This is a genomic window from Lacrimispora amygdalina (genome assembly GCF_900205965.1).
Classification (GTDB): Bacteria; Bacillota; Clostridia; order Lachnospirales; family Lachnospiraceae; genus Lacrimispora; species Lacrimispora amygdalina_A.
The window spans coordinates 19207-35816 of the sequence record NZ_OAOF01000010.1; the positions used below are offsets into that span (position 1 = coordinate 19207).

Consider the following 16610-nt stretch of genomic DNA (forward strand, 5'->3'; position numbering starts at 1 on the left):
AGACGGGAGGAATGAAATTGTTTCCAGATAATTTTTTATGGGGCGGCGCTGTTGCAGCCAACCAGTGTGAGGGAGCCTGGGAAGCTGATGGAAAAAAAGAGAGCATTTGTGATCATCTAACGGCAGGATCTCTGCATAAGAACAGAGTTTTTACTACTGATATTCTTAAGGCAGAGAGTTATCCCAGTCATACCGCAGTAGATTTCTACCACCGCTATAAAGAAGATATTGCATTATTTGCAGAAATGGGGTTTAAAGTATTCCGGTTGTCCATCGCCTGGAGCAGAATTTTTCCAAATGGAGATGATGAAAGTCCCAATGAGGAAGGCCTGCAGTTTTATGACCGGGTTTTTGACGAATGCCGCAGATATGGTATTGAGCCGATGGTGACTCTGAGTCATTTTGAGTTACCTTACCATCTGGTGAAAGCCTATAAAGGATTTGCAGACCGGAGGGTGATTGGCTTTTTTGAACGCTATGTAAGGTGCGTAATGGAACGGTATAAGGATAAAGTCAAGTACTGGCTGACATTTAATGAGATTAATTTTGCCACCATGCCCATGGGCAATCTTGAAGTACTTGGAATCATTAACAGGGAAAACGATGAGGTGGCTGATCCGTTAGATGACAAAAATCTCCGCTTTCAGGCACTGCATCACGTATTTCTTGCCAGTGCAAAAGCAGTGGCTGCAGCAAAGGAGATCAACCCGGAATTTAAAGTGGGCTGCATGCTTGCCCATATTACCATGTATCCTTTGACTTCCAGACCGGAAGATATGCTTCTTATGCAGGAGCTGGACCATTTAATCAATGATTTCTGCGCCGATGTCCAGATCAAAGGAAGCTACCCCGGTTATGCACTGCGCTATCTGGAAAAGAATCACATAGAGCTGTCGGTTGAGCCGGAGGATGAGGCGGTACTGCAAAAGGGGTGCGTGGATTTTTATTCATTTTCGTACTATATGAGCAACTGCGTCACTACTGAAGAAGGCCATGCCACTACTCTTGGAAATCTGCTGGGAGGGGTGAAAAATCCTTACCTTAAGACAAGTCAGTGGGGCTGGCAGATTGATCCAAAAGGGCTGAGGTATACTCTTAATAAGATTCAGGATCGTTATGGGATACCTGTTTTTATTGTTGAGAATGGACTTGGAGCGGTTGATGAGCCAGATGATACCGGCTGCATCCGTGACGATTACAGGATTAACTATTTACGGCAGCACATAACGGAAATGGAAAAAGCCATTGAAGATAAAGTGGATCTCATCGGGTATACCGTGTGGTCGGCTATTGATATCGTAAGTTCCGGTACCGGAGAAATGAAAAAACGGTATGGCTTTATCTATGTGGATAAAGATGATCAGGGGAACGGGACAATGAAGCGGGTCAGAAAAAAATCATTCTACTGGTATAAAAAAGTAATTGAAACCAATGGGGGAGATTTAACAGATATAGAAATTTGATAACAGGGTTATGCTGAAGGCGTTTTGCTTTCAGCATAGCCCTTATTTAAAATAAAATGCCAGAAAGTTTAAGCACAGATACTCTTGACAGAAATTCAAGAAAGGAGTATTATCTATTTAGATAAACTTCTAAATAGAAAAATATCTAAATAGATAGGGGGATTATATTGGGCTTTCCAGATACATTTAAGGCTCTCTCAGATCCGGTCAGGCGGGAAATCCTGTTAATGCTGAGAAGCGGCCGTTTATCTGCCGGACAGATTGCAGATAAATTTGATATGACAAATGCCACGATTTCATACCACCTTGCACAGTTAAAGAAAGCAGACCTGGTAACGGAATCAAAGCACAAAAATTTTGTTTATTATGAACTGAATACCTCTGTTTTTGAGGAGCTTATGCTATGGTTTTCTCAATTTAAGGGAAAGGAAGAAAATGATGAAGAATAAAAAAACAATTATTTTAACATCTGTTTTGTGTTTGCTTCCGGAGATTTTGGCTGTTATACTCTATAAGAGACTGCCGGAGCAAGTTGCCGTGCATTGGAACAGCGCAGGTGAGATTGACGGTTATCTTCCAAAAGCTATGGCTGCATTTGGTATGCCGTTTGTATTCCTGCTATTAAATCTATTTACAAATATCAGTCTGCTCTATGATCCAAGACGGGAGGGACATCCGAAGGCACTGCGTGCGATTGTTAACTGGCTGATTCCTCTTACTTCACTGATTCTGATACCTGCCACCCTGTTTATGTCAATTGGTGTTAAAATTCCAATAACCGCATTATCATTTACCGTTGTAGGCATCGTATTTATCGTAATAGGAAATTACTTACCTAAAAGCAAAAGAAATCACATGATGGGAGTGAGGTTGCCATGGACCTTTCATGATCCCGATAACTGGAATAAAACGAACCGGATAACTGGTCATATGATGGTGGCCGGAGGAGTTGTTATCCTGGTGAGCGCATATTTACAGCAGATAGCCGTTTTGGATGGAGTTTCTATTATTGTTGTTATAACAGCTTTGATCATTGTAATTCCCTTTTTTTATTCCTTTTTTCTCTATAAGAAAGAGCAGGATAAGAATGAGCCTGATTAAAACCGTATTATGAAGTGGCAGAGGCGGTAAATGGAGTCATCATGAAATAAGGTATAAGAACGGAACGAGGACATTGGATTGATAATGTCCTCGTTTTTTACATCTGGAAAACCCTTCAATCTTTTAATTTGAATCTAAAAAATATTTAGGTTAAAAAAATTAAAATAGATGTTGTTGTGTTGTAATAACAACCGACATAAATCAGGTTCAATGATATTCTTAATGAGCAACAGGACATTAACACAATATTGAAACGCGCACAAACTCCCAATGGGGTGTGTATAAATTTACTTTAGGAGGTAAGGAATATGAGCATGTTTTGCTATCAGTGTCAGGAGACAGCAAAGAACACAGGATGTACAGTGAAAGGGGTATGCGGAAAGACAGAAGAGGTTGCCAAGCTGCAGGATCTGCTTATCTATGCAGTTAAAGGAATCTCTGAAGTAGTCGTAAAGACAGGAACAAATGCGGCTGATATCGCTGAAATCAATCATGAGGTAGTAAAGAGCCTTTTTATTACCATTACCAATGCAAATTTCGATGCAGCAGCCATTGAAGCACAGATTTTAAAGGTACTCGGCTTAAGAGATGAGCTGGCATCAAAGAAAGGTTACACGGGCAGCAGCGATGCAGCTATTTTCCACGTGACTACAAGAGAAGCAATGCTTGATAAGGCAGCTACAGTAGGCGTTCTTGCCACAGAGAATGAGGATGTACGTTCCTTAAGAGAGCTGATTATCTATGGTATTAAAGGTATGGCTGCTTATGTTGAGCATGCGGTTAATCTTGGTAAAGAAAATACTGACATTTATGGATTTATGTATAAAGGGCTGGCAGCAACTCTTGACAACACCCTTTCTGCAGATGATCTGGTTGCATTAACATTACAGACAGGTGAAGTTGGCGTTACAGCCATGGCTCTTCTTGATGAAGCGAATACTTCCCGTTACGGTAATCCGGAAATCACTTCCGTTAATATTGGTGTCAGAAAGAATCCGGCAATCTTAATCTCCGGTCATGATTTAGCAGATATGGAACAGCTTTTAGAGCAGACTGCCGGAACAGGCGTAGATGTTTATACTCACGGCGAGATGCTTCCAGCTCATTACTATCCTGCATTCAAGAAGTATGATCATTTCGCTGGAAACTACGGGAATGCATGGTGGAAACAGTTAGAAGAGTTTGAATCCTTCCATGGTCCGGTTCTCTTCACAACCAACTGTATCGTACCTCCAAGAACACCTGAGGCAGCAGCTAAAATTTTCACCACAGGCGCTACTGGTTTCCCAGGATGTACACATATTGAAGCTGATGAAAACGGAAAGAAAGATTTCTCAAAGATCATTGAGCTTGCAAAGACACTTCCAAGTCCGGAAGAAATTGAAACTGGATCCATCGTAGGCGGATTCGCACATAATCAGGTATTTGCACTGGCTGACAAGGTGGTTGATGCTGTAAAATCCGGCGCGATCAAGAAATTCTTTGTTATGGCAGGCTGTGACGGCAGGGCAAAATCAAGAAACTATTATACTGAGTTTGCACAGAAGCTTCCAAAAGATACGGTTATTCTGACCGCAGGCTGTGCAAAATATAAATACAATAAGCTGAATCTGGGTGATATCGGCGGGATTCCAAGAGTCCTTGATGCAGGTCAGTGTAACGATTCCTATTCTCTTGCAGTAATTGCTATGAAGTTAAAGGAAATCTTCGGACTGGCTGACATCAATGAGCTTCCCATCGCTTATAACATTGCCTGGTATGAGCAGAAGGCAGTTATTGTACTTCTTGCGCTTCTTCATCTTGGCGTAAAGAACATTCATTTAGGACCGACACTACCGGGATTTTTATCTCCTAATGTTGCAAAGGTGCTTGTAGATACCTTCGGTATTGCAGGTATTGGAGAAGTGGATGATGATATTGAATTATTTATGAATGCATAATTAAAAATATTTAAAAAAGTCCATCGGACCTGTTGCTTTTAGCAGCATTTCCATGGACTTTTTTTATTGCCTGCATACTGTTTCCGTTATATTCCATATTTTACCAGCACTAACAAAGTTAACAAGAGGAGCTGGTGAATCGAAATTATTTCATAGAATGGTATGGAAAGAAATATGTCGAATAAAATAGTTTATTGTAAAAATGCACAAAATAAGTTTTGCAATTTTATGAAAATTCACATCTTGAATAAAATGCTGAAGTAAAGTAAGATAAGTATAAATTAAATTAATTAATTAATTACTTTTACATTTATCAGAGGTGAAGTATGAAAGAAATAAGTATGGAATTAATAGATGGTTCCTCATGGCTTACGACTGAGGAAATCACAGACAAGATGGAGGAATACGCCCCTTACCTTGATGAAGTAAAGTATGGGGAGAAGCAGTATGAAGATAACCTTGGCTGGCTGAATGTAGATGAGTGGGCAGGTGAAAAGTGGATCACTTACTATCAGGAATTAGCAGCTGATGTACGAAAGAACGCAGATGTCTTTGTGGTCATCGGTATCGGCGGTTCAAATCAGGCGGCGCGTGCAGTGGTAGATGCGATCGGAGAGACCGGTCCGGTCACAATAAAATGGGCGGGCAACAGTATTTCTGCAGACAGCATTCGTAATGTATTGCAGGAATTAAAGGGAAAAAGTGTTTACATAAATTTAATCGCTAAGAATTTCGAAACGCTGGAGCCCGGCATAGGATTTCGTGCTCTTCGCAGTTTTATGAAAAAAGAATACGGTGCTGGATATGCAAAGCGTGTGATCTGTACCGGCACGGAAGGAAGTCATCTGGAGAAGCTTTGCAAGGTGAATGGGTATCACTTTCTTCCGTTTCCCCTTAATATCGGAGGACGGTTTACAGCTCTTTCCCCGGTAGGACTATTCCCTATGGCTGTGGCTGGAATTAATATTGGTGCAATAGCAGCAGGAGCAAAGTGCATGCGGCAGAAGCTGCTTGAAGAAACTGCTTCTGAGAGTATGGCATTAAAATATGCAGTGATAAGAAACCTGCTGTATCAGAAGGGTTTTGGCATGGAGATGCTTTCTTATTTTGAACCGCGCTATTTCCGCTTTGCAAAGTGGTGGATGCAGCTGTTTGGTGAAAGTGAGGGAAAAGATAACAAAGGGTTATATCCGTTATTTGGAAATTTTTCAGAGGATCTGCATTCCATCGGGCAGTTTCTACAGGATGGATCAAATATAATTTTTGAAACTTTCCTGGATATTCAGGATACAGGGGCATCTTATGTACTGCACAATGATAATGTGGATGATATGTTCGATTATTTAAACGGTAAGGATTTTGATGAAATAAACCGGGCAGCGTTTGAGGCGACAATTACTGCACACAGTAAAAAGTTTCCATGTATGAAGATACTTATTCCTGCTGTTGACGAATGCACGTTTGGCCAGCTGTTTTATTTCTTCGAGTTTGTATGTTATTTGTCGGCAAAGATTCTTGGGGTTAACCCGTTTGACCAGCCAGGTGTGGAAGCATATAAACAGTATATGTTTCAGGCTCTGGGAAAAAACAGACATAAGATTCAGGTTAACGGTAATGGGGCAGCTGTCGGTGACAGTAGTGCCAGTGGAATCTCTTTTTAATATCAGGTGCATGAAAAACACTTGAAATATAAGGCATCAGAGAAGGAGGAATTTTTTATGAAAAAAAGTTTTAAGAAGTTTTGCTCACTTGCCCTGGCTGTAGTAATGACAGCTTCAACGCTGGCAGGATGCGGCGGTTCTAAGCCAGAAACGTCAGAAAGCAGTGCAGGCAGCAGTGCTGCAGCTGAAAGTACAACAGCAGGCAGTGGTGATACTAAGGCAGCAGCCACAGGCAGCGATGGTGTATTGGATATCGGTTATAACCAGATGGTGGAAAGCTTAACACCATTCAGGGGGAATACTTTAAGAAATGCTCCGTTTATGACTCAGCTGTATGAATCTCTGGCAGTTGTAAATGAAATACGCGAAATGGAGCCACTGGTTGCAAAATCATGGAAAACAGATGATAACGGATTTACTTACAATATTGAAATCTGGGACAGAGTAAGCGATTCCGCGGGAAATAAAATCGATGCTTCTGATATTGTCTGGTTTATGCAGGAATCCATGAAACGGGCATTAAAGCCTGTATTTGCAAAGGTTGAAAGTGTAGAACAGACTGGCGACTATACATTGACAGTAAAGATGAAATCCAATATCGTCGGTACGTTTGAGTCTCTTTTAAGAGATACATACGCAATATCCAAAAAATCATTTGAGGCCAGTCCTGATGAATTCGGTGCATCACTGGTTTCCTCATCACCCTACATGGTCACAGAATATACTGCTAATTCAATCCTGTCTCTTGAAAAGAGAAGTGATTATTGGCAGGATGAAGCGAATATGCCAAAATGTGTACGCCCCTCAGTTAAGAAGCTCAGTTATCACTGCATTAAAGAATCTTCCCAGATGGCAATTGCTTTAGAAACCGGTATTGTAGACATGGTAATTTCGCTGGATCCATCTTCTGTAAAACAGTTCGCTGACAATAAGGATGATTATACGGTTGAACTGGCGGACGGCTCTCAGGGATGGCAGATGTTTTTCTCCGGTGCAGACAGCAGCATAGTTGCAAATAATGTGAAACTGCGTCAGGCAATTTGTTACAGCATTGATGAAAATGGTCTGATTACAGGTCTTCTTCAGGGCTATGGTACTCCAATGTATGATGTTTGCCCGCCGATGTTTAACGGATTTAACCAGAAGTGGATGGAAGAAGATTATTACAATTTCAATCTTGATAAAGCAAAGCAGCTGATTAAAGAATCCGGATATAATGGTGAACCAATCAGCATTCTCACAACCAGCAATACATTATCACAGAGAATGGCGCAGATGCTTCAAAGCTACATGATGGCAATTGGCATCAAGGTTGAATTAAAAATTGTTGATATGGCATTATATACCGCAACCCGTCTTGATGGTACGCAGTATGACATTGTACTTAATACCATCGGAGGAACATTCTTAAGTGACCATTGGTCTATCCGGTATGACCCCGCTGCTTATAAAACCGGAGATGCAACAAGCCGTCACGACAATACTCTGGCAGAGCTTTTATATAAGACCTGGACACCCAGCGGTTATACAGAAGAAAACATTGATGCAGTACATAAGTATATAAAGGATACTGCAATTGCATATGGTATGTTTAATCCCCAGACAATTGTGGTAATCAGAAAAGATGCTGGTCTTGAAAAAGAAGTTCTTGAATATCAGGGATATATAGCTCCGGCATCAAGTACATTCACCAATTATTAAAGAAAAGAAGCAGGACAGTTTTATACTAATTCTAAGCTGAGGTGCGCAGAAAACTTACAGCTGCGCACCAGTCAGCTTCAATGGAGAATAATATATGCTAAAATATGTATTGAAACGATTGATCTGGATGATACCGATTGTTCTGGGAGTAGCAATTCTTGTTTTCATTATGATGACTTTTTGCCCGGGAAGGCCGGAGGAAATTATCCTTGGTCCCTCAGCGACGGAAACAGAGCTTGCCGCGAAACGTCTGGAACTGGGACTGGATGACCCGATTGTGCTTCGTCTCGGCCGGTATATGAGTGATGTTTTTATCCATTTTGATCTGGGAAAATCCTGGCTGACTAATGTGGATATTATCAGTTCGATTAAGGAACGTCTTCCCAGAACATTGATGCTGACCGTTGCTACCTTATTAATATCCGTTGGTATTGGAATTCCATTGGGTGTAATAGCCGCGATTAAACAGAATAAATGGCAGGATTCTGTGTGTATGGTGCTCGCTCTGGTGGGAGTGGCAATTCCTAATTTCTGGCTTGCCCTGCTGCTGGTTTTACAGTTTTCCGTTAAACTTAACTGGTTACCGGCTTTGGGAATCGGAACCGGGCTTGCAGGAATTAAATTTTACATCCTGCCTGCTATTTCCGGAAGTACCGGAGGTCTTGCAAGCTGTGCGAGACAAACCAGGTCGGCCATGCTTGATGTAATCCGCGCTGATTATATCACAACTGCCCGTTCAAAAGGTGTTCCGGAGCGGGATGTAATCATGAAACATGCCTTAAAAAACAGTCTGATTCCTATTATAACTGTTATGGGAACGATGTTTGGCCATTTTCTTGGAGGAGCGATGATCATTGAAACTATTTTCGCAATTCCAGGTATGGGTACTTATATTATTGAGGCTGTAAACAGCCGTGATTATCCCATTGTGCAGGGCGGATCCATTTTCCTTGCAATTACCTTCAGCTTCTGTATGCTTATTGTAGATTTACTTTATGCAATGGTAGATCCGAGAATTAAAGCACAGTATGCTTCAGGCAGGAAGAAAAGGAAGGTGAAAGCAAATGCCTAAGACAACATATGCCAAAAAACAGAGCGGATTTGCTACTGTCATGAAGCAGATGAGTAAGAATAAAGCAGCAATGCTTGGTCTTTTAATCCTTTCAACTGAAATCATTCTGGCAATTCTGGCACCTTATATTATACCTTATGACTATTCTTATATGGATATGGCAAATATGTTTGCCAAACCATCAGCTTCCCATCTGTTTGGCTGTGATGATATGGGAAGAGATATATTCAGCCGTGTGCTATATGGTGCCAGGTATTCCATTTCCATTGGTATCATAGCTGTTTCCATCGGTTCCGCCATTGGCTGTACCATTGGTGCGATCTCCGGTTTCTTCGGGGGGCAGGTAGACAATATCATCATGCGTTTATTAGATATTATACAGGCTATTCCAGGAATGCTTTTAATGATTGTTATTTCTGCCGTACTGGGACCTGGTTATTTTAATACAATTATCGCATTATCCATAGGAAGTATTTCCGGCATGGCCAGAATGCTGCGTGCCCAGATGCTTAAGGAGAGGGAAAACGAGTACATTGAAGCAGCCCAGTCCATTAACTGCAGCAAATTCCGGATCATTACAAGCCATCTGCTTCCCAACTGTATATCACCCATGATTGTATCTGCTACAATGGGAGTGGCGCAGACCATAACGATTGCAGCTGGTTTAAGTTTTATCGGTCTGGGTGTTCAGCCTCCTATTCCTGAATGGGGTGCCATGCTATCAGCAGCCCGCCAGTTTATTCGACAGGCTCCTCATCTTGTTTATTTCCCCGGCCTTGCGATTGCAGTGACGGTACTTGCATTAAATTTACTGGGAGACGGCTTAAGAGATGCTCTGGATCCCAAATTGAAGAATTAAGGAAGGAGGAACAGCTGTGCATCAGAAAAAAATCAATACAGATATGCCGTTCCTTTCTATAAAGGACTTAAAGGTAGAATACAAATCGGATGGACAGATTGTACATGCCGTAAATGACGTAAACCTTCAGCTGGAGCGCGGAAAAACCCTGGGACTGGTTGGTGAGACCGGTGCAGGTAAAACTACGATTGCAAAATCCATTCTGCGGATTTTGCCTGATGTTGGAAGCAATATCTCCAATGGTGAGATTTACCTGGAAGGGGAGAATCTCTTAAAGTTATCGGAAACTGACATGAGAAAGATCCGCGGCAACAAGGTTTCCATGATATTCCAGGATCCCATGACAGCGTTAAATCCGGTTCTTCGTGTTGGCGATCAGATCGCAGAGGTAGTGAGTCTGCACAGTGATAATAATAATCATGCAGAACATGAAAAAAGAGCAAAGGAAATGCTTGAAATAGTCGGTATCCCTGCAGAACGTTATTATGCATATCCTCACCAGTTTTCCGGCGGTATGAAGCAGAGAGTTGTTATTGCCATTGCCCTGGCATGCAATCCTGATCTGCTGCTGGCGGATGAACCCACCACTGCGCTGGATGTGACGATTCAGGCACAGGTGCTTGATTTAATTGCAGAGTTAAGAAATAAATATAATACTGCCATGCTGTTAATTACCCACGATATGGGGGTTGTTGCGCAGGTGTGCGATACAGTGGCTGTCATCTATGCGGGCAGCATTATTGAATATGGAACGAAACAGCAGATTTTTAAGCACCCCTCCCATCCATATACCATCGGTCTGTTCGGTGCAATTCCTGATATGAATGAGGATGAAGAGTGGCTTCACCCGATAGACGGACTGCCGCCGGATCCAACCAACCTGCCTCAGGGCTGCTCCTTTGCTCCACGATGCAAATATGCAACCGATGAATGCCGGAAGGAAACAATCGGCATGTACAAGACTCAGGATGGACACGACTGCCGCTGCTGCCGTATCGAAGCCGTTATAAAGGGGGAGGATTAAATGAATCCGGTTATTGAAGTGAAGAATTTAAAAAAATATTTTACAACCCCTCGCGGTATGCTTCATGCTGTTGATGACGTCACATTCACCATTGAAAAAGGGCGTACTCTTGGTGTTGTAGGAGAATCAGGCTGCGGAAAATCCACCCTTGGAAGAACGATTATTCATCTCCATGAAAGTACCGAAGGACAGATTTTATTAAATGGAACGGATGTCACCAACTTAAAGGGGAAAAATTTGCGGCAAGCCCGCGAAAAAATGCAGATTATTTTCCAGGATCCTTATTCCTCTCTTGATCCGCGTAAAACAATAGACAGTACGATTCGGGAACCCTTAATTGTATCAAGGCGTTTTACAAAAAGTCAGATTGATGAAAAGACACAGGAATTAATGGATCTGGTTGGTATAGATGAACGATTGAGAAAGGCTTATCCCCATGAACTTGACGGAGGACGCAGACAGAGAGTGGGAATTGCACGTGCGCTTGCACTGGAGCCAGAATTTATAGTGTGTGATGAGCCGGTATCCGCTCTTGACGTATCAATTCAGGCACAGGTACTCAACCTTTTAAAGAAGCTCCAGAAGGATAAGGGTCTGACCTATATGTTTGTGACCCATGATATGTCTGTGGTACGCCATATTTCCGACGATATATGTGTTATGTACCTAGGACAGGTAGTTGAAAAATGCTCTTCTAAGGAACTGTTTCATAACCCGCTTCATCCTTATACAAGAGCATTGCTTTCTGCAATTCCTTCTACAGATCTTGATAAACCCAATAAGCGTGAGATTCTGCGCGGTGAAATCACATCGCCGGTCAATCCAAAACCAGGCTGCCGCTTTTCTGCCCGCTGTCCTTATGCAAAAGAGGAGTGCTTAAAGCAGCAGAAGCAGGAAGAGGTATCCCCTGGACATTTCGTGACATGCTGCCGCCTGCACGAAATAAATTCTTCATATAATTAAAGAAGAAGACTCCAAAAACGCGAAAGAAGAATCAGTGTTTTTGGAGTCTTTTCAGCAGAATCAGAGATGAATATCGCCTGCATTATAAGTCTGGATTTTGTTACTGAATCGCATCTGTATTTCATCTAAACGTTGTTTGGAATAGGTGAGAAAAATCTGATTCTTTGGCGGCCAGTGAAGCATCATGTCAAACCGGTCATCGTCAGTTAACGTTGTTTTTGAAATGTAGATATAGAGTGATCCTGCGTTTTTGGATTCTTTTTTTGTAAATAACCTGGTTCCTGCAACACCAACTTCTGCAATTTCACTCCAGGTGAAGCATTGAAGCGTCTTCCACGGGAGAAATAAGCGGATACCTGTCTGGTCCACCGAAACGAAAGCTGCGTAGGTGAATACTGGTTTTATAAAAATAAGTCCGATCAGGAAGAATACCGCAGCTGATCCAAAACGATGGATGATGATCAGACTGATAACAATTGTGAGAGAAAACAAGACGGTGGCGATGCTGACTGCCGCCTTAAAGGTATCGACCAGGTATGATTTTTTCATGTAGTAATATTCCTCTCCTTAAATTAAATAATTTAACTAATTAACACTATTATAACCAATGAACTGTATTGTGTCAAATTGCAAAAAGATAAGAATAAATTAAATTATAAATGGAGGTATTTGGTATGGAATTATACAAAGATCCACATCAACCGATAGAAGCAAGAGTGGAGGATCTTCTTTCCAGAATGACGCTTGAAGAGAAGGCTGCCCAGTTATGCGGTGATTTGCCGGCTTCATTTATTGAAAATGGGAAGGTAAATACAAATCTGCTGAAAGAGAAATTTCCAGATGGTCATGGCCGTTTTACCCAGTATTCCATTGTTGGTCTGGTAAGTCCTGAGCAGATCTCCAGGATCAGCAATCAGATACAGCGCTATTTTGTTGAAGAAACCAGACTTGGAATTCCGGTTGCATTACAGGCAGAAAATCTTTGCGGTTATCCTGCAGCAGGCGGAACTCTGTTTCCTGCGATGATCAACATGGGCTGTACCTGGGAGCCGGAGCTTGCTCAGAAAATGAGTGAAATTATCGGGCAGGAGAGCCGCAGTGTGGGAATCACCTCAGCTATGAGCCCGGTAATCGATGTTGTACAGGATCCCAGGTGGGGAAGAACTTATGAGACATTTGGAGAAGATCCTTATCTGACCAGTCAGTTTGGCATTCACTATGTAAAGGGTATGCAGGAGCAGGGCGTCAGCTGTATCGCAAAACATTTCCTGGGGTATTCGTCAACACAGGGAGGCTTAAATACGTCGGCATGCCGTATGGGAAAACGGGAGCTTTATGAAATATTTGCAACGCCGTTTGAAGCAGCGGACAAGCTGGCAGGACTGGATGCCATGATGGCAAATTATGGGGAAATTGATGGACTTCCGGTGATTGTGAACAAGGATATTATTGAAAATCTGCTGCGCAAAACAATGGGCTTTGATGGAGTCTTAACGTCTGACGGTGCGGCTGTACTAAAGACTCATCAATACTTCAAAGTTGCAAAAACCTATGAAGAAGCCGGATATCTGGCGAAAAAGGCAGGTACGGACACTGAGATTCCGGTAGGCGCCGCCTTCCGCCAGCTGCCGAAGTACGTCCGGTCCGGCAAACTGAGTGAAGAATGCATTGATGCTTCTGTGCGCCGCGTGCTGAGAATAAAATTCAAACATGGCCTGTTTGAGAATCCTTATTGTGAGGAAGAAAAGGTCTCAGTGGCTTTAAGCAATGCATCTAAAAATAAATTAAGTGAAGAAATTGCGGCAAAATCAATGGTTCTTTTAAAGAATGACGGTCTGCTCCCCCTTAAAAAAGGAACGAAAGTGGCGTTAATTGGTCCTCACGCTGATTCATTGAGATATCCGGTGAGCGGTTATACTTATCCGGCTTATGTAGAAATGATGAAAGCTGGTGCCAGCGGACAGGCAACTGGTTTCAACGGTCTGGCTGATGAACAGGAAAAAGCGCAGAGCAGTGAAAAGAAATATAAAGGGCCGTTTGCGGTTATGTTTGATATGTTCTCAAAGGAAGAGCAGGATTCCATGAATGATATGGAATCGGCACTTAGAAGAACTGGTACCCGTAGCTTAAAAGAGGTTCTAACGGAGCGTTTCTCCGTATCCTATGCACAGGGCTGCAGCATTACAGGGGAAGAGACGGATGGTTTTGCCGGGGCAGTGGAGGCAGCCAAAGAATCAGATGTGATTGTAATGGCGTGCGGTGGGAACTCCGGCTGGGTCAATGTAACCGGAGGTGAGGGAAAAGACCGCCAGTTCCTTGATTTACCAGGTGTTCAGCAGAAGCTTCTGGAAGCGGTTGCAGCAACCGGAAAACCAGTGGTTCTTGTACTCTATGGACCAGGAGTGTTCGCCGTTAACTGGGCTCAGGAAAATTGCGGAGCGATTCTGCAGGCATTTATGCCAGGACCATTTGCCGGAAAGGTTGTCACCGATGTGTTAGACGGAACATTAAATCCTGGAGGAAAGATGACAATGACTGTGCCGAGAACAACCGGGCAGATTCCGATCTATTACAACCACAGAATCGGATCCGGTTATAACAGCGGAGGTGATATCACTGCTTCCTCAATCTTCACCGGGGGATATGTGGATGGTCTGGCAGATCCTCTGTACTGTTTTGGACATGGTCTCAGCTACACTACGTTTGAGCTTTCTGATATGGAAGTATCTGCTGCTGAAATTCCAACAGACGGAAAGCTGGAAATCAGCTGTAAAGTAAAAAATACCGGAACTATGGCGGGGGATGAGGTGGTACAGTTATATACCAGCTTTACTGAGGCACATGTTACCCGTCCTAACAGACAGCTGTCCGGTTTCCTGCGGGTGTCTCTGAAACCAGGTGAGGAAAAGCAGGTTGTATACCATCTGGATCTGGCACAGCTTGGGTATTACAACGAATGTATGGATTTTGTGGTTGAACCGGGTACCATGCATCTTATGATTGGCACTAGTTCTGCAAATCTCCCGTTAAACAGCAGTGTAGCGCTGACAGGAAAACCGGTTGATGTTATGGGCAGACGTTCTTACGTATGCAAGACAGAACTGAGGTAATTTAAAATATGGAGGTCAGCTTAACAATGGCTGGCCTCTTAAATGTACGTTTGACACTGTTCTGGAAAGGAAGAAAGACTTATGGAGAAAAAACCTCATATTATTATTTTTAATCCGGATGAAATGCGCTCAGACTGTCTTGCCCATCTGGGTCAGAATAAAGCTGCCAAAACTCCGTTTTTAGATGAATTTGCCCGGTCAGAAGGTGTATCGTTTCGTAATGCCTTCTGCCAGAATACGGTCTGCGTTCCAAGCAGATGCAGTTTTTTTACCGGTCTCTACCCACATGTCAATGGCCATCGCACCATGCAGCATCTGCTGCGCAGCCATGAGTCAAGCCTGTTTTCTGAATTAAAGGATGCTGGTTATTATGTCTGGATGAATACACGAAATGATCTGGTTGCAGGTCAGATCCCAGGTCTGGTGGAAGCACACGCAACAGAGATCTATTACGGGGAGGATTGTCCTAAAGCACCAGGACCTGAAAAGAAAGATTTTCGCGGAAAGATGGGGGATAAAAACTATTATTCCCATTACGAAGGCAGGCTGCTGCTGGATGAAAACGGAACCCATTATTCGGATGATGACGGAGTAGTGGATGCGGCGATTGACCGGATATTACACCGGGTGAATGACCAGCCGCTTTGCATGTTTCTTGGATTAATGTATCCTCATACACCTTATGCAGTGGAAGAACCTTATTTTTCAGCAATTGATCGAAGTATGCTGCCAAAACGTGCTGCCGCCAGAAAGGATAAGCCAGAGATGGAGTCAGTTCTGAAAAATCTGATGGCTATGGACTCCTATACAGAAAAGGACTGGGATGAGCTGCGAGCCTGTTACTTAGGAATGTGTATGAAGGTGGATGAACAGTTCAGACGATTATGTGATGCGCTTAGGGAAGCGGGAATCTACGACGATTGCGCTATCTTTTTCCTGAGTGATCACGGTGATTATGCCGGTGATTTTGATTTGCCGGAAAAATCCCAGAATACGTTTGAAGATTGCCTGACAAAGGTACCGCTGCTTATAAAACCGCCGATGGGAGAGTTGGTTGATGCAGGAATCTCTGATTCTCTGGTAGAACTGGTGGATTTTTATGCGACTGTAATGGATTATGCTGACGTAGCCCCAGATCATGATCATTTTGGAATGTCACTCAGGCCTGTTCTTAAGGATCGGAGCAGTCAGCTGCGGAATTACGTTTTCTGCGAGGGCGGAAGAATGCCATGGGAAACACAGGCCGATGAGTACCACCCGGCAGCCGGCAGTTCCGGCGTAATTCCCAAAACCAGCATGTACTGGCCCAGGCAGACCGCCCAGCTTAATGCAGATGCCCACTGTAAAGGAACCATGATACGGGATCATTTTTATAAATATGTTCACCGGTCAAACGGGAAGCATGAGTTTTATGATCTTCGGTCTGATCCTCTTGAGGAAAATAATGTGTATGGTGACTTTGAGCACGAAGCAAAAACAGCAGAACTTAAGCATAGCCTTCTGGACTGGTACCAGCAGACCTGTGATGTTGTCCCGCGGGATTATGACAGACGTATGAGTGATCGGATGATGTGGGCAAAAATAAAACAGGATTGTCCGCCGCAATTTGAAGAAAAAGTGTGGGAAATGATCCGGGATGGAAAGGGGATGGCCTATATCAGAGGCCAGCTGGCAGCAATGCAGTCAGAAGAATAAGACGGAAACTGCGGTATCAAT

General features: G+C 43.0%; 13 protein-coding genes. 12 read left to right on the plus strand and 1 reads right to left on the minus strand.

The genetic code is table 11. From position 1 onward, the window contains the following. Nucleotides 1-11 precede the first annotated feature (11 nt). The 10 genes from CRO04_RS14165 (at nucleotide 12) to CRO04_RS14210 (ending at nucleotide 11784) form a co-directional block, all read left to right on the plus strand. Nucleotides 12-1463, plus strand: a complete 1452-nt coding sequence (locus tag CRO04_RS14165; protein ID WP_166432564.1) for a glycoside hydrolase family 1 protein — start codon at nucleotides 12-14, stop codon at nucleotides 1461-1463. A gap of 167 nt (nucleotides 1464-1630) precedes the next feature. Further along, on the plus strand, nucleotides 1631-1912 hold the full coding sequence (locus tag CRO04_RS14170; RefSeq protein ID WP_097004916.1) for an autorepressor SdpR family transcription factor: 282 nt from the start codon (nucleotides 1631-1633) through the stop codon (nucleotides 1910-1912). Continuing rightward, the gene (locus CRO04_RS14175) at nucleotides 1899-2564 is read left to right on the plus strand and encodes an SdpI family protein (RefSeq protein ID WP_097004917.1); all 666 of its coding nucleotides are present in this window, start codon (nucleotides 1899-1901) and stop codon (nucleotides 2562-2564) included. The genes CRO04_RS14170 and CRO04_RS14175 overlap by 14 nt, the downstream gene beginning before the upstream one ends. A 308-nt stretch (nucleotides 2565-2872) precedes the next feature. After that, entirely contained in the window at nucleotides 2873-4504 is a 1632-nt protein-coding gene (hcp, locus tag CRO04_RS14180; RefSeq protein WP_097004918.1) for a hydroxylamine reductase, read from the plus strand. A 326-nt stretch (nucleotides 4505-4830) separates the two neighbouring features. Then, nucleotides 4831-6165 carry a glucose-6-phosphate isomerase gene (locus tag CRO04_RS14185; RefSeq protein ID WP_097004919.1) on the plus strand — a complete coding sequence of 445 codons (1335 nt, stop codon included), beginning with the start codon at nucleotides 4831-4833 and terminating at the stop codon, nucleotides 6163-6165. A 57-nt stretch (nucleotides 6166-6222) separates the two neighbouring features. Continuing rightward, nucleotides 6223-7866, plus strand: coding sequence for an ABC transporter substrate-binding protein (locus tag CRO04_RS14190; protein ID WP_097004920.1), 1644 nt, complete (start codon nucleotides 6223-6225; stop codon nucleotides 7864-7866). A 94-nt stretch (nucleotides 7867-7960) separates the two neighbouring features. Then, complete coding sequence (locus tag CRO04_RS14195) at nucleotides 7961-8938, plus strand: ABC transporter permease (RefSeq protein ID WP_097004921.1); 978 nt, start codon at nucleotides 7961-7963, stop codon at nucleotides 8936-8938. Next, the gene (locus CRO04_RS14200; protein WP_097004922.1) at nucleotides 8931-9797 is read left to right on the plus strand and encodes an ABC transporter permease; all 867 of its coding nucleotides are present in this window, start codon (nucleotides 8931-8933) and stop codon (nucleotides 9795-9797) included. Before CRO04_RS14195 ends, CRO04_RS14200 begins: the two co-directional genes overlap by 8 nt. Nucleotides 9798-9840: 43 nt before the next feature. Next, nucleotides 9841-10821 (plus strand): ABC transporter ATP-binding protein, encoded by a 981-nt coding sequence (locus CRO04_RS14205; protein WP_097005038.1) that lies wholly within the window; start codon nucleotides 9841-9843, stop codon nucleotides 10819-10821. Then, complete coding sequence (locus CRO04_RS14210; protein ID WP_097004923.1) at nucleotides 10822-11784, plus strand: ABC transporter ATP-binding protein; 963 nt, start codon at nucleotides 10822-10824, stop codon at nucleotides 11782-11784. Between the two features lie 60 nt (nucleotides 11785-11844). Here the strand turns inward: CRO04_RS14210 and CRO04_RS14215 are convergent, their stop codons facing one another. Further along, on the minus strand, nucleotides 11845-12333 hold the full coding sequence (locus CRO04_RS14215; protein ID WP_097004924.1) for a hypothetical protein: 489 nt from the start codon (nucleotides 12331-12333) through the stop codon (nucleotides 11845-11847). A gap of 125 nt (nucleotides 12334-12458) precedes the next feature. On the opposite strand from CRO04_RS14215, the gene CRO04_RS14220 reads away from it, so the two are divergent. Together CRO04_RS14220 and CRO04_RS14225 are read left to right on the plus strand one after the other, a co-directional pair. Beyond that, nucleotides 12459-14894 (plus strand): glycoside hydrolase family 3 N-terminal domain-containing protein, encoded by a 2436-nt coding sequence (locus CRO04_RS14220; protein WP_166432565.1) that lies wholly within the window; start codon nucleotides 12459-12461, stop codon nucleotides 14892-14894. 81 nt (nucleotides 14895-14975) lie between these two features. Next, a complete protein-coding gene (locus CRO04_RS14225) occupies nucleotides 14976-16589 on the plus strand; it encodes a sulfatase-like hydrolase/transferase (protein ID WP_097004926.1) in 1614 nt (537 codons plus the stop codon). Nucleotides 16590-16610 lie beyond the last annotated feature (21 nt).

Coding starts and splice junctions, on each gene's coding strand:
- CRO04_RS14200 (WP_097004922.1), top strand. CDS start 8,931: ATGCCTAAGACAACATATGCCAAAAAACAGAGCGGATTTGCTACTGTC.
- hcp (WP_097004918.1), top strand. CDS start 2,873: ATGAGCATGTTTTGCTATCAGTGTCAGGAGACAGCAAAGAACACAGGA.
- CRO04_RS14225 (WP_097004926.1), top strand. CDS start 14,976: ATGGAGAAAAAACCTCATATTATTATTTTTAATCCGGATGAAATGCGC.
- CRO04_RS14220 (WP_166432565.1), top strand. CDS start 12,459: ATGGAATTATACAAAGATCCACATCAACCGATAGAAGCAAGAGTGGAG.
- CRO04_RS14190 (WP_097004920.1), top strand. CDS start 6,223: ATGAAAAAAAGTTTTAAGAAGTTTTGCTCACTTGCCCTGGCTGTAGTA.
- CRO04_RS14205 (WP_097005038.1), top strand. CDS start 9,841: ATGCCGTTCCTTTCTATAAAGGACTTAAAGGTAGAATACAAATCGGAT.
- CRO04_RS14185 (WP_097004919.1), top strand. CDS start 4,831: ATGAAAGAAATAAGTATGGAATTAATAGATGGTTCCTCATGGCTTACG.
- CRO04_RS14210 (WP_097004923.1), top strand. CDS start 10,822: ATGAATCCGGTTATTGAAGTGAAGAATTTAAAAAAATATTTTACAACC.
- CRO04_RS14195 (WP_097004921.1), top strand. CDS start 7,961: ATGCTAAAATATGTATTGAAACGATTGATCTGGATGATACCGATTGTT.
- CRO04_RS14175 (WP_097004917.1), top strand. CDS start 1,899: ATGATGAAGAATAAAAAAACAATTATTTTAACATCTGTTTTGTGTTTG.
- CRO04_RS14165 (WP_166432564.1), top strand. CDS start 12: ATGAAATTGTTTCCAGATAATTTTTTATGGGGCGGCGCTGTTGCAGCC.
- CRO04_RS14215 (WP_097004924.1), bottom strand. CDS start 12,333: ATGAAAAAATCATACCTGGTCGATACCTTTAAGGCGGCAGTCAGCATC.